This window comes from Streptomyces sp. MNU76 (assembly GCF_020982545.1).
Classification (GTDB): domain Bacteria; phylum Actinomycetota; class Actinomycetes; order Streptomycetales; family Streptomycetaceae; genus Streptomyces.
Map to the genome: position 1 here is coordinate 66952 of NZ_JAJKLK010000002.1, position 16924 is coordinate 83875.

Here is a 16924-nt window from a genome sequence, read left to right on the forward strand (position 1 = left end):
GCCGTCCCGGCGCGATTCGCAGAATTGCCTAATTCACGGCCCCCGGATCGCCTAACTGGCGTCCCAGTTCATGTCCGGTTCGGGCTCGGAGGGTGCGTGCGGCTTCGCATGGCGTCCGGAGGTTCGACGGGAGACCGGACCCGATGCGGAACCCGGCGCGGCGCCCTCCTCGGATTCCTGGAGCTCGGCTTTCGGGAGCACCGGGAAATGCGCGATGAGCCACCAGCCACCCTCGTCGTCCGGCCCAGCCGTCAGGGAGCCGCCGACCGCCTCCGCCCGCTCCCGCAGCCCGATCAGCCCGTAGCCGCCACGACCGCCCGTGGGACGGGAGACCCGCCCCGTGGGCCCCTCATTGTAGACGTCGACCCGCAGCAGGTCGTCGCGGGTGCGGTGGACGCGCACCGTGGCCTGGGTGCCCGGAGCGTGCCGCCGTACGTTGGTCAGCGCCTCCTGCACCACCCGATGGACCGCCGAACCCACCTCGGGCAGCAGACCGCTTCTGCGGGCGGCTCCGGTGATCTCCAGCTGGGCGGTCGAACCGTCGCCCTGGCTGCTGAACTCCGAGACGAGCTTTGTGAGTTCGCCGTACGGCTCCTCGGGGCGTTCGAGGGAGACCTGTTCGCCGTCCTCGCGCAACACCCGGATCAGACGGCGCATGGAGTCCATGGTCCGCTGCCCGGCCTCGGCGATGTTGCCCAGGATGGGGCCGACCTGGTGGGGCTCGCTCTCGTGGACGACAGTGGCGGCGTGCGCCTGCGCGATGATGCCCGTCACGTGGTGGGCGACGAAGTCGTGCAGTTCCCGGGCGAGTTGGATCCGCTCGGCGAGCCTGACGGCGGCGATCGTGCGCCGGCGCCGGGCGTCCAGGGTGCGCAGGTAGCACCCCGCGCCGACGGCGCCACCGACCGCGAACGTCAGCAGGAACGGGTACGTGAGGGTGATCCCCGTACCTCCTGTGCGCAGGGGCTCGTCGATGACGCTGGCCCCCATCGCGGCGGCCAGCGCGAAGGCGACCCGGGGCCGGGCCACCCGGCGGCAGGTGCGGGCGAGCAGGACCAGCATGCACGCCGTCTCCAGCAGCCCCCACTGGGGCATGGCCCAGCCCGTCAGGGAGATGCTCAGGGTCACCGTCGACGAGACGGCCGCGGCGGCCCCGGTACGCCAAGTGATGCTCAGCCGTGATTCGGGCACGAGCACCAGGGCCAGGGCGGCGGGGCCCGTCACCAGCGGCAACCAGTCGAGAGGGCCACGATGGTGCGACACGATGATGCCGACGTCGAGCAGCCACAGCACACCCAGCGCCGGGTACAGGGCGTGGCGGTCCAGCCGTCGCGCGGGTAGCCGGGGGCGGCCGTCGTGGTGCGGCTGGGTTGCTCGTGCCGAGAGTGCCCCGAGTGACGAAGTTGTCATAGAACCGGAGGCTAGGCATGTACATGCTTCCCCGGCAGAAGGTGGATCGATGTGTGGGAAGCGTCATAGATCCATTACAGGACGTTCGCGGAATCCCCGTCAGCGCCCGCTCCGTACCATCCCGTTGGCCCAGGCCCAGGCGGCCACCTCGACGCGATTGCGTACGCCGAGCTTGTGGTGGATGTGCCCCAGATGTGTCTTCACGGTGGACAGCGACAGACACAGCTCGTCGCTGATCTCCTGATTGGTTCGGCCCACCGCGACCAGACGGGCCACCTCCAACTCCCGTGCGCTGAGCGAGGATTCGGGCACCCCGGTGCCCTCCGCCGGGGCCGCCGACCGCTCCTCCAGATGCTTCAGCAGCCGGACTGTCACCGCGGGCGAGACCAGCGCGTCACCGCGGGCCGCCGCCCGCACCGCCTCGATCAGCAGCGCGGGCGCCGCGTCCTTGAGGAGGAAGCCGCACGCTCCGTTGCGCAGAGCGATGTTGAGGTAGTCGTCCTGGTCGAAGCTGGTGACCACCACCACCTGGGTCGGGTGTGTGGCCCCCGGTCCGGCCAGCAGCCGGGTCACCTCCAGCCCGTCCAGCTTCGGCATCCGGATGTCCACCAGACACACATCCGGCCGCAAGGCGCGCGCCGCCTCCACGCACGCGAGTCCGTCGGCCGCCTCTCCGATCACCTCGATGTCCTCCTGGGCGTCGAGGATGAGACGGAAACCGGCCCGGATCAGATCCTGGTCGTCGGCGATCATCACACGTGTGGGGGTGGTGCTCACGCGGCCGAGCATGCCATGGATCATCCGCCCGGTCCGCCGATTCCGGGAAGCGGGCGGGCGAACTCCCTTGCCGAATCGGGCGGTTGGCGCATTCCCGGCGAAAGTTCCGCCCCGGAGCGAGGGGCCGAGGCCGATCGGCCGATGACTACCGCCAGGTATCGGTCGAATGGTCGATGGCCGTTGCCCGGGTGTCACGGAAGAGTCACAGCGCAGCCAACGAACGACAGCGGGTCCTCGACCCCTACTTTGAACAAGGCAGGCACCCATGACAGTGGACAGCTCCGGCCGACTCAGCGCCCGGGAAATGGAGATCCTCCTTCTGGCAGCCCACGGCATGTCGGATGCGGACATGTCCCGTCAGCTGTCGATCTCGCCCCGCACGGTGGCCTCCCATATGCGCAGCATCCGGGAGAAGTTGTGCGCGAAGAACCGTACGCATCTGGTGGTCACCGCGTTGCGTGCGGGAATCCTGGCGCTGCGCACGGACCGCACGGACAGGACGGACCGCACGGACGTGACGGACCGCACGGACAGGGCGGCCTGGACGGACGGCATGGGTGAAACGTTCCGCTTGACTGGCCGGAGCGGAGTCCGGGCCCGGCCCGTCGGCATCGCGTGGCAGGTGGCTGAGCGTCGCATCTCCGAGTACCGGACACATCGAGTGCCCCGGCCCTAGCTTGTTCTTTTTCTTTCGGTCTCGAACGGTGTCTCGAACTGGGTCGCTCACCTGGGGATTCGCCGGACGTGGGGACGGCCTTCGTCTGATCCTGTGCTCCGACCAAGGTGCACGTGACCACGACGAAGGCCGTGAGGGTGAGTCTGCTGCGTGATGCTGTCCGGAGTGAAGCGTTCGCGGAAGCGTCACGCTTCCGGGGCGAGTTCTACGAGTGTCTGACGGCTCGGCGCGACGAGTTGTTCGAACTCACCGACGCGGTGCTGTGTGCGGAGGGGGCGGTGAAGTCCCCGGTGGATCTGACGCTGCTGCCCGAGCATCGTCGTGGGCACGGCGCGATGTACGGCGGACTGAACCACGGACGGATCGATGTCGGCCGGCTGCGGACCGTGCTGGCCGGGCTGTCGCTGCCGCGTTTCGACGGCGGGCGCCTGGTCCTGGCGGTCGACGTGTCGCCGTGGCTTCGCTCGGACGCGCCGTGCTCGGCCGAGCGGCTGTTCTGCCACGTATACGGCCGCGCGAAGACGGCGTCACAGTTCATTCCGGGCTGGCCCTATTCCTTCGTGGCCGTGCTGGAGCCGGGCGCCACGTCCTGGACCGCGATCCTGGACGCGGTCCGGCTCGGCCCGGCGGACGACGCGACCGCCATCACCGCCGCCCAGCTGCGGGGCGTCGTGGAGCGGCTCGTCACCGCTGGCCAGTGGCAGACCGGGGACCCGCATATCGTGATCGTCAGCGACGCCGGCTATGACGTCACCCGCCTGGCGTGGGTCCTGCGTGACCTGCCCGTCGAGCTGGTCGGCAGGGTCCGGTCCGACCGCGTCATGCGGTTGCCGAAGCCGTCCCGCCGGCCGGGGACGAATGGTTACCGCCCAAGCACGGCCCGGAGTTCCGCTTCACCAGGCCGGAGACCTGGCCCGAGCCCGCGATCACCACCGTCACCGACACCAGCAACTACGGCAAGGCCGAGACTCAGGCATGGGACCGAGTCCACCCAAGGCTCACCCACCGCTCGTCCTGGCTCGACCACGACGGTGAACTACCCCTGGTTGAGGGCACGTTGATTCGACTGAAGGTCGAGCACCTGTCAAAGGAACGAGACGCGCCGCCGGTGTGGTTATGGTCCTCGAAGACCGGCGCCACCCCGGACGATGTGGACCGTTTCTGGCAGGCATTTCTCCGTCGATTCGATCTGGAGCACACCTTCCGCTTCGCAAAACAGACCCTCGGCTGGACCACCCCGAAGCTCCGTACTCCCGAGGCGGCGGACCGCTGGACCTGGATCCTGATCGTCGCTCACACCCAGCTCCGGCTCGCCCGACCGCTCGCTACGGACCTCCGCCGGCCCTGGGAGAAACCCACCACCCCGGACCGGCTCAGCCCGGCCCGGGTCCGCCGGGGGTTCAGGAACATCCGCGCTCACCTCGCCTGCCCGGCCCGCGTTCCCAAACCCCAAGGCGCCGGCCCCGGACGCCCACCCGGCGCCAAGAACAGACACCGGGCACCCCGCTACGACGTCGGCAAGACCGTCAAACGCCCCGAGACCCTCAAGGCCATCGGCAAGCCCGGAAGATCTTGGTAGATAAAGAACAAGCCTAGGGCGTGTTTCGGAAGTCCCTTCTGCTCTGCGGCGTCCGGCACGCTCCCCCAGTCTCGGCTGGCGCTCGACCGGGAGGTACCCCCACCGCCGCACCGGACGAAAGGCCAAGTACACCCAGTACGAGGCCTTTCGTCCGGCGCGCCGAGAGCACGCACCGGACGCCGCAGAGCCGCCCTTCGGGCGAGGAAGGGACTTCCGAAACACGCCCTAGCGCGGCCCGGGGTGCGTGTGCGTCAGTTGCCGAACCAGGGCGGCGGCTTCGATCGCTGCCGTGACGGTGATCGTGCTTCTCTGATGGACAGCAGAAGACAATCAGGGCGGACCGTGCGGGCTCAGGGCGCGCCGTCGACCGGCAGTTCCAGGCGCAGCTCGTAGCCACCGTCGCTCAGATGCCTGGAGGTGACCGTGCCGCCGAGGAGTTCGGCCCGCTGGCGCAGACCGATCAGGCCGTGGTGGGCGCCCGGCAGCGAGAGGGCCGGGCGGCTGGGCGCGGTGTTCGTGACGGTCACCCGCAGCGTGCCGTCCTCCTGGCGCATCCGGATGGTGGCGGTGGCACCGGGGGCGTGCTTGCGGATGTTGGTGAGGGCTTCCTGCACGGTGCGGTAGACGGCGCGCTGGACGGGCGGGGGCAGGTCGCCCGGCAGGTCCGTCCGCAGGTCGGTGTCGATGCCGCTGCCGGCGACCAGCCGGTCGAGATCCGCGAGCGAGGGCTGCGGGGTCAGTTCGGTGGGGCGGCTGCCGGAGGCCCGCAGTATGCCGACCATGTGCCGCAGCTCGTCCAGGGTCTGCACGCTCAGCCGCCGTATCGTGGCGGCCGCCTCCTTCGCCTCCGTGTCCCGGCCGCCCACCTGGAGGGCTCCCGCGCGCACGGCGATCAGACTGACCTGGTGGGATACGGCGTCGTGCATCTCCCGGGCGAGCTGGGCGCGTTCCTTCGCCAGAACGCCCTGCGCGATCAGCAGCCGTTCGTGCTCACGTGCCTCGGAGACCTCGACCAGACGCAGCGACAGCTCCCGGCGGGCCTGGACGAGTCGGCCGAGGAAGAGGGGCGCGGTCGCCTGCGCCACGCTGTAGGAGAGCGGGATCAGGGCCTGGCGGCCGTCGATGTCGGTGAACTCCGGTGACGGCCACGACCACCAGGTCAGGTCGCAGACCGTGAACCCCAACGCGCACACCGCCAGCGGCACCCGGTGGTGGGTGCGCGAGGCGAGGGTGTACAGCGCCGCCAGCGTGGCGAACACCGCGTCCGTGAACAGGGCGGTCGGCAGGGCGAGCAGGAAGGTCGGCAGCGGCAGCCGGCGGCGCACGACGAGCGCGAAGGCCGCGAGCAGGGCGGCGGCCAGCTCCTGGGGGTGATGGGGGCCCACGTCGTGGATCCACACGTCCGCCAAGGAGACCGTGACGAGCCCGGCGTCCGTGATCCAGGGACTTGGGGTGCCGGAGACGGCCCTCATCCGGCGCCACGGACGCGGGGCGTCGGAGAGGGTCCTCATCCGGACTCCCGTCCGGGTCCGTCGCCGGCGGAGCGCGACCGCCTGAGCAGACCCGCGCGTTCGGCCAGCAGCGCCGCCTGCACCCGGCTGCCCACCTCCAACTTGGTGAGCAGCGCGCTCACATGGTCCTTGACCGTGCCCGTGCTCAGACGCATCCGGTCAGCGATGTCGGTGTTGGACAGCCCCTCCGTGATGAGGACCAGGACGTCCCGCTCACGTTCGGTCAGCCGGTCCACGAGCCGGACGGCGGCCTCCCGGGGCCCGTTGTCCAGATAGCCGTCGACGACGGTCCGGGTCACCCGGGACGACAGCACCACCCCACCGGCCGCCAAGGTGCGTACGAGATACGGAAGTTGCTCCGGGTCGGTGTCCTTGAGGAGGAAGCCCGCTGCTCCCGAGCGGAGGGCGGCCGCCACGTACTCGTCCATGTCGAAGGTGGTGAGCATGGCCACCACGGGAGGGCGGGGGAGTCTCCTGAGTTCGGCGAGGACGGTCAGCCCGTCCACGTCCGGCATACGGATGTCCAGCAGGACGACCTCGGGGCGCAGCTCCCGTACGGCGTGCACGGCCCGGCCGCCGGGGACCGCCGCGACCACGTCGATGTCGTCCGCGGAGTTGAGGATGTGCTCGAAGCCCGTACGGATCAGGGCTTCGTCGTCGACCACCAGTACCCGGATCACCCGTGCCCCGCTCGTCGTCGGACCACCACTGGACTTCTGCTGGAACCGCTACGACGCCCGAAGGCGCCGCCGGGTTCCCATTCCTCCCCATTTCCGGTCACCTGGCGGGGAGGACTCCGGCTGGTCGGCGGGGACCTTCCAGCCACCCGCCGGATGGGAACGCGCCCCTCGCGTCCCTGACGCTGAAGGCCATGACAGCAGACACGTCACCGGACCTGTCGTCCCCACCGGCTGCCGCGCCGGCACTCGCTTCCGTCGCGGCCCCGGCTCCCGCCCCGGCCTCCGCAACGGCAGAAGGCCCCCAAGGGCCGTCCACCGGGCGGCTGGTCGGCATCGATCTGGCCCGGGGGCTCGCGGTCTTCGGCATGTACGCCGCGCACGTCGGTCCGGACCCGGCGAACGGTGGGCCGCTGGGCTTCGTGATGGAACTGGCGCGGGGCCGTTCCTCGGCGCTGTTCGCGCTGCTCGCCGGGTTCACCCTGGTCCTGATCACCGGGCGCCCGCACGCCCGCACCGGGCGCGCCGGACGGCAGGCGGTCGCCCGGATGGTCATCCGTTCCCTCGTCCTGATCGTGCTCGGGTTCGCCCTGACCGCCCTCGACACCGACGTCGACGTGATCCTCGCCTTCTACGGGCTGACCTTCCTCGCCGTCCTGCCCTTCCACCGCCTGCGTGTCCGGACTCTCGCGCTCCTCGCCGCCGCGGGCGCGCTCGTCATGCCCCAAGTCCTGTACGGGGTACGGCTGTCGATCGAGGACGGCGACTGGGCGGACGCGCTCGTCGCCGCCGACCCGCTGGCCCGGGTCAGCGACACGGACGGCCTCATGGAGCTGCTGTTCACGGGCGAGTACCCGGTGCTCACCTGGATGTCGTTCATGCTGGCCGGCATGGCGGTGGCCCGGCTCGACCTCACCTGCGGCGCCGTCCGCACCCGACTCGCCGCGGCCGGGGGCGCGTTGACCGTCCTCGGCTACGGAGGCTCCTGGCTGGCCCTGCGCCTCGTCCCGCACGCCCGAGCCACCGTCGCCGCCGCCACGGACGGCGACGGGGCCGCCTCGGCCTGGTGGTCCGACACCGTCGGCTACCTCGTCGACGGCACCCCGGCGGCCTGGCTCCTGGTGGGCGCGCCGCACAGTCAGACGACCTTCTCCATCATCGGCAACACCGGTGTCGCGCTGCTCGTCGTGGTGCTGTGCGTGACGGCCGTGGACCGACTGCCCCGCTGCGCGCGCCTCGCCCGGCCCGTGTGCGCCGTCGGCATGACGGCCCTGACGGCGTACGTCCTGCACATCCTCGCCATCCGGGAGTTCGGCATGGAGGAGGAGACCGGCCCGGCCCTCCTCGACCTCTTCCTCTACAGTGCGGTCGCCCTGCTGCTCGCCACCGCCTGGACCCGGTGGTTCCGCCGTGGACCGCTGGAACACCTGCTGCACATCAGCACGCTCCCGGCGCGCCATGTGAAGTGATCGCATCGAGCGACATCCGGGCGAACTTCGGCCGAACCACGGCCGTTTCACCGCGTCCGCATGGACAGCTCACGTCCGTCTGCGCGCAAGCTTCTCTCCGCACCATCGACTTGGCCCGATCACCGACCCGGCCCCGCCCCTCGACGGCAGTCGGAACCATCGACCGCAGTCAGGCCATCGACGGCAGTCACGACGGTAAGGAAGCGAACGCCTGTGAGAACGCCCCGCACTGCTCGGAGAGTCGCCCTTCTCGCCTCGGTCACCGCGCTCACCACCTTCCTCGCGGCGACCCCCGCCGGAGCGGGGACGGTAGCGCTTCCGACGGTGACCGCGACGAGCGAGTCCGCCGCGCTGTACGACGACGAGGCCGGCGGCAACTCCGACGCCGACGACCCGGCGATCTGGCGCGACCCCGCCGACCCGGACCGCAGCCTCGTCGTCGCCACCGCGAAGGAGGGCGGCCTGCGCGTCTACGACCTGGACGCCCGCCTCGTGCAGTCCCTCGCCGCGCCCAAGCCGCCGACACCGGACGACGCCCCGGGCCGCTACAACAACGTCGACCTCGTCACCGGCCTGCGCACCTCCGCGGGCCGGGCCGACGTGGCCGTGGTCAGCGACCGTGGCAACGACCGGCTGCGGATCTACCGCATCGACCCCACCCGTCCAGGCGGTCCGCTGACCGATGTCACCGACCCGGCCGCCACCCCCGTCTTCTCCGCCGACCAGGCCGAGATCAACGACCAGCGCACCGCGTACGGCCTCGCCACCTGGACGGACAGGGCCACCGGCCGGTCCTACGCCCTGGTCAGCCAACGCGAACGCACCCGCCTCGCCCTGCTGGAACTCCTCCCGGCGGCGAACGGCAGGGTCGGCTACCGCAAGGTCCGTACCCTCGACCTGCCCGCCTCCTTCCGGCTGCCCGACGGCACCCGATGGAGCCCCTGCGCCGAACCCGGTGAACTCCCGCAGGTCGAGGGCATGGTCGTCGACCCCGCCACCGGCACCCTCTACGCAGGCCAGGAGGACATCGGCATCTGGCGGCTGCGCGCCGACCTCACCGGCAAGCCCGTCCTGATCGACAGGACCCGGGAGTACGGCGTCCGCGGCACGTACGACGAGGAGACCGAGGAGTGCGTGCCCGGCGCCGACCCCGGCTACGGCGGGAAGCGGCTGTCGGCCGACGTCGAGGGGCTGACGCTCTATCAGAACCGTGACGGGGACGGTTACTTGCTCGCCTCCAGCCAGGGCGACGACACCTTCGCCCTGTACGACCGTGAGGTGGGCGAGGGCAACGAGTACGAGGGCGGATTCCGTGTCGGGGCCGCGTCGGACACCCTCGACGGGGTGCAGGAGTGCGACGGCGCGGCCGTCCTCAACGCCCCGTTGGGCAGCCGCTACCCGCGTGGCCTGCTCGTCGTCCAGGACGGCCACGAGACGCCCGGGGTCCCCGACGGCGAGGGCGGCACGCGCACCGCGACCGGCTTCAAGTTCGTCGACCTCGGTGAGCTGGTGGACGCCGCGGACCTGTAGCGCGGTCAGCCCTCTGCCGCGCCGACGACGAGTTGCAGGGTCAGCACACCGGTGATCGCGCCGAAGATGGAGCCCCGGCCGCCGTTGAGGCTGACCCCGCCGATGACGGTGGCGGCGAAGACCTGGAAGATCCAGCCGCTGCCCTGGGCGGCGGAGATCGAACCGGAGTGGCCGCTGTAGAGGATGCCGGCGAACGCGGTCGGCACACTGCCGAGGATCAGCTCCGCCCACACGATCCGGTCCACCCGGATGCCGGCGGTGCGGGCCGCTTCCGCGTTGCCGCCGCTCGCGTACAGCGCCCGTCCGTGCCGCAGCCAGGCCGGCGCGCCGCCGCCGAGGGCGAAGAGGACCACGCAGATCCAGATGGCGGCCGGCACCCCCAGCCACGACGCCTTGCCGAGGTAGGCGAAGGAGGACTGCAGCTCCACGATGGACTGGCCCTCCGAGAGGGCGACCTTGAGACCGCGCAGCACGGTCAGCCTGCCGAGGGTGACGATGCAGGAAGGCCGACGAGACGATGAATCCGACTTCCGTGCTCTTCGGTGGCGCCGGACGGGGGATCGGCGAGGACGACGGGCGGATCGTCGGCGGAGCCGTGCACGACGGTGCCGGAGGTCTCGGCCCGGTCGGCCACCCCCTCCATGGCAGCGACCACCTGCTCGTCTCCAGCCGCGGTCGAACTCGGCGACCGCCCGCCCCTGGAACATCACCACGAGCCGGTCGCACACCTTCAGGTGGTCCAGTTCGTCGGAGACGATCAGCGCGGCCTTCCCGCCGTCGGCGACCTGCCGGATCCGGCGCAGCAGGAACTCCTTGGACTTGACGTCCACGCCATTGGTGGGGCGGATGGCCACCAGGATCTGGGGGTCGGTGGCCAGGGCGCGGGCGACGACGACCTTCTGCTGGTTGCCGCCGGACAGCGCCGAGACGGGGGTGGATCCGCAGTGGCGGTGAGCGTCGCGTTTTCGGCCACGCTGTGGTTGTTCGACTCTTCGGATTCCTCCGATGTATCTAGGGCGTCGAGGGTGCTACGACGGCATTGCCGAGGCTGACGAAAGGTTGTCCAGCAGCGATTCGATCGTCTGTCCGGGCGGCGCGGTCCGCTCTCCGGCGGGCTCCGGTGGCGGCGAAGTCGTACATGCCGGATCTGTGAGCGGTGAAAGCTCGGCTGTGACCATATACATCCGAGGAATACGTTGTCAGGACGTCGAACTGCACCTAAAGTCGCGGTGCACCATTCCTCCGATGAATGAGCGAACCCCATGACAAGGGAGCTGTCCCAGTGAAACTGCTACGCGTCGGCGCTCCGGGAGAGGAGCGGCCTGCTGTGCGTACGGACGATGGCAGGTTGCTGGATCTGTCGTCCGTGACATCCGACGTCGATGGGGCCTTCTTCGCGTCGGACGGGTTCGGCCGGGTTCGGGCGGCGGTTGAGGCGGGAGGGTTGTCTGAGCTCGATGCCGGGGGGTTGCGGGTGGGTGTTCCGTTCTCCCGTCCCGGCAAGGTGATCTGTGTGGGACTCAACTACCGCGACCACGCTGCGGAGACCGGGGCCGCGATCCCGTTGCGTCCGGTGGTGTTCATGAAGGATCCGGGCACGGTGGTGGGTCCGTACGACGAGGTGCTGGTTCCGCGTGGTTCGGTCAAGACCGACTGGGAGGTGGAGCTGGGGGTTGTCATCGGCAGGCGGGCCCGCTATCTGGAGGGTCCCGTGGAGGCGGCCGGGGTGATTGCCGGGTATGTGGTCAGTCATGATGTCTCCGAGCGTGAGTTCCAGCTGGAGTACTCCTCGCAGTGGGATCTGGGCAAGTCGTGCGAGACGTTCAACCCGATGGGGCCGTGGCTGGTGACCGCGGATGAGGTGGGTGATCCGCAGGGCCTGGGGCTGCGGCTGAGTGTCAATGGTGTGGAGCGTCAGCGCGGGCACACCCGCGACATGATCTTCCCGGTGCACGAGATCGTCGCCTACCTCAGCCGGTACATGGTGCTTGAGCCCGGTGATGTGATCAACACCGGTACGCCCGCCGGGGTTGCCCACGGTCTGCCCGGCACTCCTTATCTCCGCCCGGGGGACACCGTCGAGCTGGAGATCGACGGGCTCGGGAGCCAGCGTCAGATCTTCGGCCGAGCGTGAAAGGCACCCCCTTGAGGACCCCTGTGACTGCAACTTCCGCCCGGATCACCGCGGTCGACACCTGCGATGTCCGGTTTCCCACCTCACGGGAGCTGGACGGGTCGGACGCCATGAACCCCGACCCCGACTACTCCGCCGCCTACGTCGTGCTGCGCACGGACGCCGGCGACGGTCTGGAAGGCCACGGCTTCACCTTCACCATCGGCCGCGGCAACGACGTGCAGGTCGCCGCCATCGGTGCGCTGCGGCCGCATCTCCTCGGCCGCTCGGTCCAGGAGGTGTGCGCGGATCCCGGCTCGGTCAGCCGTGACCTGATCGGTGACAGCCAGCTGCGCTGGCTCGGCCCCGAGAAGGGTGTGATGCACATGGCGATCGGTGCCGTCGTCAACGCCGTGTGGGACCTGGCGGCCAAGCGCGCCGGCCTGCCGTTGTGGCGGCTGCTGGCCCACGCGGAGCCGGAGTGGCTGGTCTCCCAGGTCGACTTCCGTTACATCGCCGATGCCCTCAGCCCCGAGGACGCTCTGCGGCTGCTGCGTGAGGGCCGTGCCGGGCTCGCCGGGCGCGAGGCGGTGCTGCTTCAGCGCGGCTACCCCGGCTACACCACCTCACCGGGCTGGCTGGGCTACGGCGACGAGAAGCTCACCCGGCTGGCCAAGCAGGCGGTCGCCGACGGCTTCACCCAGATCAAGCTGAAGGTCGGCGCCGACCTCGCCGACGACGTGCGCCGGATGCGCACCGCCCGTGCCGCGGTCGGTGACGGCATCCGCATCGCCATCGACGCCAACCAGCGCTGGAACGTCGGCGAGGCGGTGGAGTGGACCCGTGCCCTCGCCGGCTTCGACCCCTACTGGATCGAGGAGCCCACCAGTCCCGATGACATCCTCGGCCACGCCGCCGTGCGCCGCAAGGTCGCCCCGGTGAAGGTCGCCACCGGCGAACACGTGCACAACCGCATCGTCTTCAAACAGCTCCTGCAGGCCGGCGCCATCGACGTCCTGCAGATCGACGCCGCCCGCGTCGGCGGCGTCAACGAGAACCTGGCGATCCTGCTGCTCGCCGCCAGGTTCGGCATCCCGGTCTGCCCGCACGCCGGGGGTGTGGGCCTGTGTGAACTGGTCCAGCACCTGTCCATGTTCGACTACCTCGCTCTGTCCGGCACCACCGAGAACCGGGTCATCGAGTACGTCGACCACCTCCACGAGCACTTCACCGCCCCCGTGGTGATCCGCGAGGGCCACTACACCGCCCCCCTGACCCCGGGCTTCTCCGCGACCATGCGCGAGGAGTCCATCGCCGAATACCGTTACCCGGACGGCACGTTCTGGGCCGCCGACCTCGCTGGACAGGAGGAAGTCGCATGACCGGGCAGACAGGTGAGCTGACGGGGCTCCGCGCGATCGTCACCGGCGGCGCGTCCGGGATAGGGCTCGCCACCGCCGTACTGCTGACCGCACGGGGCGCCAGGGTCGCGGTGCTCGACCTCGACCCCTCCGGGGCCTCGGCCCCGCTGATCGCCCTCAAGGCCGATGTCACCGACGACGCCTCCGTACGGGCCGCCGTCACGGAGGCCGCCGAGCGGCTCGGCGGACTCGACATCCTCGTCAACAACGCGGGCATCGGCGCGCAGGGCACCGTCGAGGACAACCCCGACGAACAGTGGCAGCGCGTCCTGGACGTCAATGTCCTCGGCATGGTCCGCACCACCCGTGCGGCCCTGCCCCACCTGCGCGCCTCCTCCCACGCGAGCATCGTCAACACCTGCTCCATCGCCGCCACCGCCGGCCTGCCCCAGCGCGCCCTGTACTCCGCCAGCAAGGGCGCCGTCCTCTCTCTGACCCTGGCCATGGCCGCCGACCACGTCCGCGAGGGCATCCGCGTCAACTGCGTCAACCCCGGCACCGCCGACACCCCCTGGGTCGGCCGCCTCCTCGACGCCGCCGACGACCCCGATGCCGAGCGCGCCGCCCTCAACGCCCGCCAGCCCATGGGCCGTCTGGTCACCGCCGACGAGATCGCCGCCGCCATCGTCTACCTGGCGTCTCCGGCCGCCGCCTCCGTCACCGGCACCGCCCTCGCCGTCGACGGCGGCATGCAGGGCCTCAGGCTCCGCCCGGCGGGCTCATGAGGACCACACCCCTCGGCCGCACCGAGGTCCGGGTCACCGAGCTGGCCTACGGCGCCGCGGGCATCGGCAACCTCTTCCGCCCGGTGTCCGACGAGGAGGCCGCCGGCGCGATCGACGCGGCCTGGGACGCCGGGATCCGCACCTTCGACACCGCCCCCCACTACGGGCTCGGCCTGTCCGAACGCCGCCTCGGCGCCGCGCTCCGCGGCCGCCCCCGGGACGCGTACACCGTGTCCACCAAGGTCGGGCGGCTACTGGTGGAGAACGAGACCGCCGAGGGTGACGACCTGGCAAACGGCTTCGCGGTCCCCGCGACCCACCGCCGCGTCTGGGACTTCACCGCCGACGGCGTCCTGCGCTCCCTGGAGGCCAGCCTACGACGGCTCGGTCTGGACCGGGTGGACGTGGTCCTCCTCCACGACCCCGACGACCACGTCGAACAGGCCCTGCGGGAGGCCTACCCGGCGCTGGAGCGGCTGCGCGACGAGGGAGTCGTCGGCGCCATCGGCGTCGGCATGAACCAGTGCGCCGTGCCCACCCGCTTCCTGCGCGAGACCGACATCGACGTGGTGCTGCTGGCCGGCCGCTACACCCTCCTCGAACAGGAGGGCCTCGACGAACTGCTTCCCGAGGCCGTCGCCCGGGGACGCAGCGTGCTCATCGGCGGTGTCTTCAACTCCGGCCTGCTGACCGACCCGAAGCCGCTGGCCACGTACGACTACGCCCCCGTGCCGAAGCCCGTGCTCGACCGCGCCCTGCGCCTGAGGGCGGTCACCGAGCGCCACGGCGTACCGCTGCGCGGCGCGGCCCTGGCGTTCCCCTCCGCGCACCAGGCGGTCGCGGCCGTGCTCACGGGCGCGCGCTCCGCCGAGGAGGTCCGCGACACGGTCGACCTGCACGGCCGCCCCGTCCCGGCCGCCCTCTGGGACGAGTTGCGCGCCGAGGGGCTGCTGAGCCCGCACACCCCCGTCCCGCAGCCGAAGGAGCCGTCGTGAGGGTCGCCCTGCACACCAAGGTCCGCGCCGACCGCGTCGAGGAGTACGAGGCGGCCCACCGCGAGGTCCCCGGGGAACTCACCACCGCCATCCGCGCCGCCGGGGTGAGCGAGTGGACGATCTGGCGCAGCGGCACCGACCTCTTCCACCTGCTGGAGGTCGAGGACTACCCGGCGATGATCGCCGAACTGGAGAAGCTGCCGGTCAACATCGCTTGGCAGGCCCGGATGGCCGAACTCCTCGACGTCGTCCACGACTACTCGGCCGAGGGCTCCGACGCCGGACTTCCGGTGGTGTGGCACCTGTGACCGGAACGGACGACACCGACGCCTGGACCGTCGACGCCCACCACCACGTCTGGGACCTCTCCGTCCGCGACCAGGACTGGATCACCGGACCCGAACTGGCGCCGCTGCGCCGCGACTTCACCCTCCGCGAGCTGGAGTCCGCCGCGCGCGTCGCTGCCGTCACCGCCACGGTCCTGGTCCAGACGATCACCGTGCCCGAGGAGACCCCCGAGTTCCTGGCCCTCGCCGCCGGCAGCGACGTGGTCGCCGGGGTCGTCGGCTGGACCGACCTCACCTCTCCCGCCGTCGCCGACGCCCTGGCCGAACTGCGCGAGGCCCCCGGCGGGGAGTACCTGGTGGGCATCCGCCACCAGGTGCAGGGTGAGCCCGACCCTCGCTGGCTGACCCGCCCGGACGTGCTGCGGGGCCTCGCCGCGGTCGCCGACGCGGGACTCGTCTACGACCTCCTGGTCCGGCCCCACCAGCTCCCGGCCGCCGTGGAGGCGGCGGCCCGCCTTCCCGGACTCACCTTCGTCCTGGACCACTTGGGCAAGCCGCCCGTCGCCTCCGGTGAACTGGAGCCGTGGGCGGGGGAGATCCGCGGGCTGGCGGCTCTGCCGAACACCGTGTGCAAGCTCTCCGGCCTGGTCACGGAGGCCGACTGGCACTCCTGGCGGGTCGCGGACCTCGTCCCGTACGCCGACACCGCGCTGGACGCCTTCGGCCCCGAGCGGCTGATGTACGGCTCCGACTGGCCGGTCTGCCGACTCGCCTCCGACTACGCCGAAGTCCTGGACGTCGCCGACGCGTTGATGTCCGGACTCGGTGAGGCCGAACACCGGGAGGTCTTCGCGGGCACCGCCGTGCGCGTCTACGGCCTGCGGATCTGAGGCTGAGGCAGCCGCGCCCCCGGACCGGCGTCCGCCTCCGCGAGGGCCGCCAACTCGTCCGGTGTGCGCGGGCCCGCCTCCTCCCGCGCCAACAGACCCTGCTCGCGCAGCAGCCGGGCGACCGCGACACCCCAGGGGAGTCGCAGCCCCGCCTGCTGCAGGAGATCCGTGCGGGCGAGCATCTCCGCCACCGGGCCCGTGCGCGCGCCGGACGGGGTGAGCAGTGCCGCGTCGTCGGCCCAGCGCAGCGCGAGGTCGACGTCATGGGTGGCCATCACGACGGTGGTGCCGGAGCGCCGCAGCTCGTCCAGGGTGGCGAGGAGCCGCTCCTGTCCGTCCGGGTCGAGTCCGGCGGTCGGCTCGTCGAGGATGAGGACCCGGGGCCGCATCGCGACCGACCCGGCGATGGCGGTCCGCTTGCGCTGGCCGTAGGAGAGCAGGTGGGTCGGCCGGTCGGCGAGGGCGGCGATACCGAGCGCGCCGAGCGCCTCGTCCACCCGGTCCCGCACCTGCGCGTCGGGCAGTCCGAGGTTCAGCGGTCCGAACGACACGTCCTGTGCGACGGACGCCGCGAAGAGCTGGTCGTCCGGGTCCTGGACGACCAGCTGGACCGTCGTCCTGAGCCTGGTGAGCCCCTTGCGGTCGTACGACACCGGCCGCCCCTCGACGGTCAACTCGCCCGCGAGGGGCCGCAGTCCGCCGCTGAGCAGCCGCATCAGCGTGGTCTTGCCGCTGCCGTTTCGGCCCAGCAGGGCGAGCGCGCGCCCCGCGCGCACCTCGAAGTCCAGTTCGCTGAGCACGGGCGGTCCGTCCTCGTAGGCGAACGACGCGCCCCGCAGGGCGACGAGCACGGGCTCGCTCATG

The 16924-nt window shown here is 71.2% G+C and carries 15 protein-coding genes and 1 pseudogene; 10 read left to right on the plus strand and 6 right to left on the minus strand.

Annotated elements, in window-relative coordinates:
* Positions 1–51: 51 nt before the first annotated feature.
* Both E4N62_RS06285 and E4N62_RS06290 read right to left on the minus strand, forming a co-directional pair.
* Entirely contained in the window at positions 52–1410 is a 1359-nt protein-coding gene (locus E4N62_RS06285) for a sensor histidine kinase (RefSeq protein ID WP_230212609.1), read from the minus strand.
* A gap of 99 nt (positions 1411–1509) precedes the next feature.
* Positions 1510–2199: a response regulator transcription factor gene (locus E4N62_RS06290; RefSeq protein ID WP_230212612.1), complete on the minus strand. Its 690-nt coding sequence runs from the start codon at positions 2197–2199 to the stop codon at positions 1510–1512.
* Between the two features lie 322 nt (positions 2200–2521).
* On the opposite strand from E4N62_RS06290, the gene E4N62_RS06295 reads away from it, so the two are divergent.
* Both E4N62_RS06295 and E4N62_RS06300 read left to right on the plus strand, forming a co-directional pair.
* Complete coding sequence (locus E4N62_RS06295; RefSeq protein ID WP_230212668.1) at positions 2522–2863, plus strand: response regulator transcription factor; 342 nt, start codon at positions 2522–2524, stop codon at positions 2861–2863.
* Positions 2864–3000: 137 nt separating this feature from the next.
* A pseudogene (locus E4N62_RS06300) lies at positions 3001–4442 on the plus strand (NF041680 family putative transposase).
* 350 nt (positions 4443–4792) lie between these two features.
* Here the strand turns inward: E4N62_RS06300 and E4N62_RS06305 are convergent.
* Positions 4793–5914, minus strand: coding sequence for a sensor histidine kinase (locus E4N62_RS06305; RefSeq protein WP_230212670.1), 1122 nt, complete (start codon positions 5912–5914; stop codon positions 4793–4795).
* Between the two features lie 35 nt (positions 5915–5949).
* On the minus strand, positions 5950–6633 hold the full coding sequence (locus E4N62_RS06310; RefSeq protein WP_230212614.1) for a response regulator transcription factor: 684 nt from the start codon (positions 6631–6633) through the stop codon (positions 5950–5952).
* A 191-nt stretch (positions 6634–6824) separates the two neighbouring features.
* Here E4N62_RS06310 and E4N62_RS06315 point away from each other — a divergent pair, with 191 nt between their 5' ends.
* Both E4N62_RS06315 and E4N62_RS06320 read left to right on the plus strand, forming a co-directional pair.
* The gene (locus tag E4N62_RS06315) at positions 6825–8099 is read left to right on the plus strand and encodes a DUF418 domain-containing protein (protein WP_230212616.1); all 1275 of its coding nucleotides are present in this window, start codon (positions 6825–6827) and stop codon (positions 8097–8099) included.
* 213 nt (positions 8100–8312) lie between these two features.
* Positions 8313–9629 carry a phytase gene (locus E4N62_RS06320; protein WP_230212618.1) on the plus strand — a complete coding sequence of 439 codons (1317 nt, stop codon included), beginning with the start codon at positions 8313–8315 and terminating at the stop codon, positions 9627–9629.
* A gap of 5 nt (positions 9630–9634) precedes the next feature.
* On the opposite strand, the gene E4N62_RS06325 is transcribed toward E4N62_RS06320, so the two are convergent.
* Positions 9635–10483: a hypothetical protein gene (locus tag E4N62_RS06325; RefSeq protein ID WP_230212620.1), complete on the minus strand. Its 849-nt coding sequence runs from the start codon at positions 10481–10483 to the stop codon at positions 9635–9637.
* 428 nt (positions 10484–10911) lie between these two features.
* Here E4N62_RS06325 and E4N62_RS06330 point away from each other — a divergent pair, with 428 nt between their 5' ends.
* From E4N62_RS06330 to E4N62_RS06355, 6 genes are read left to right on the plus strand one after another with little or no spacing between them, the layout of a single operon-like run.
* Positions 10912–11763, plus strand: a complete 852-nt coding sequence (locus E4N62_RS06330) for a fumarylacetoacetate hydrolase family protein (RefSeq protein WP_230212672.1) — start codon at positions 10912–10914, stop codon at positions 11761–11763.
* 23 nt (positions 11764–11786) lie between these two features.
* The gene (locus E4N62_RS06335) at positions 11787–13124 is read left to right on the plus strand and encodes an enolase C-terminal domain-like protein (RefSeq protein ID WP_230212623.1); all 1338 of its coding nucleotides are present in this window, start codon (positions 11787–11789) and stop codon (positions 13122–13124) included.
* Positions 13121–13888, plus strand: coding sequence for an SDR family NAD(P)-dependent oxidoreductase (locus tag E4N62_RS06340; protein ID WP_230212625.1), 768 nt, complete (start codon positions 13121–13123; stop codon positions 13886–13888). The genes E4N62_RS06335 and E4N62_RS06340 overlap by 4 nt, the downstream gene beginning before the upstream one ends.
* Entirely contained in the window at positions 13885–14883 is a 999-nt protein-coding gene (locus E4N62_RS06345) for an aldo/keto reductase (RefSeq protein WP_230212627.1), read from the plus strand. The genes E4N62_RS06340 and E4N62_RS06345 overlap by 4 nt, the downstream gene beginning before the upstream one ends.
* On the plus strand, positions 14880–15191 hold the full coding sequence (locus E4N62_RS06350) for an L-rhamnose mutarotase (protein ID WP_230212629.1): 312 nt from the start codon (positions 14880–14882) through the stop codon (positions 15189–15191). Before E4N62_RS06345 ends, E4N62_RS06350 begins: the two co-directional genes overlap by 4 nt.
* Entirely contained in the window at positions 15188–16060 is an 873-nt protein-coding gene (locus E4N62_RS06355; protein WP_230212631.1) for an amidohydrolase, read from the plus strand. Before E4N62_RS06350 ends, E4N62_RS06355 begins: the two co-directional genes overlap by 4 nt.
* Here the strand turns inward: E4N62_RS06355 and E4N62_RS06360 are convergent.
* The gene (locus E4N62_RS06360; RefSeq protein WP_230212634.1) at positions 16042–16923 is read right to left on the minus strand and encodes an energy-coupling factor ABC transporter ATP-binding protein; all 882 of its coding nucleotides are present in this window, start codon (positions 16921–16923) and stop codon (positions 16042–16044) included. The two genes, E4N62_RS06355 and E4N62_RS06360, sit on opposite strands and share 19 nt — an antisense overlap.
* Position 16924: the final 1 nt, after the last annotated feature.

What these genes read in the sequence shown, in the direction of transcription:
- E4N62_RS06285 (WP_230212609.1), bottom strand. Translation starts at nt 1,410, where the DNA reads ATGACAACTTCGTCACTCGGGGCACTCTCGGCACGAGCAACCCAGCCG.
- E4N62_RS06290 (WP_230212612.1), bottom strand. Translation starts at nt 2,199, where the DNA reads ATGCTCGGCCGCGTGAGCACCACCCCCACACGTGTGATGATCGCCGAC.
- E4N62_RS06295 (WP_230212668.1), top strand. Translation starts at nt 2,522, where the DNA reads ATGTCGGATGCGGACATGTCCCGTCAGCTGTCGATCTCGCCCCGCACG.
- E4N62_RS06305 (WP_230212670.1), bottom strand. Translation starts at nt 5,914, where the DNA reads ATGAGGGCCGTCTCCGGCACCCCAAGTCCCTGGATCACGGACGCCGGG.
- E4N62_RS06315 (WP_230212616.1), top strand. Translation starts at nt 6,825, where the DNA reads ATGACAGCAGACACGTCACCGGACCTGTCGTCCCCACCGGCTGCCGCG.
- E4N62_RS06340 (WP_230212625.1), top strand. Translation starts at nt 13,121, where the DNA reads ATGACCGGGCAGACAGGTGAGCTGACGGGGCTCCGCGCGATCGTCACC.
- E4N62_RS06345 (WP_230212627.1), top strand. Translation starts at nt 13,885, where the DNA reads ATGAGGACCACACCCCTCGGCCGCACCGAGGTCCGGGTCACCGAGCTG.
- E4N62_RS06360 (WP_230212634.1), bottom strand. Translation starts at nt 16,923, where the DNA reads ATGAGCGAGCCCGTGCTCGTCGCCCTGCGGGGCGCGTCGTTCGCCTAC.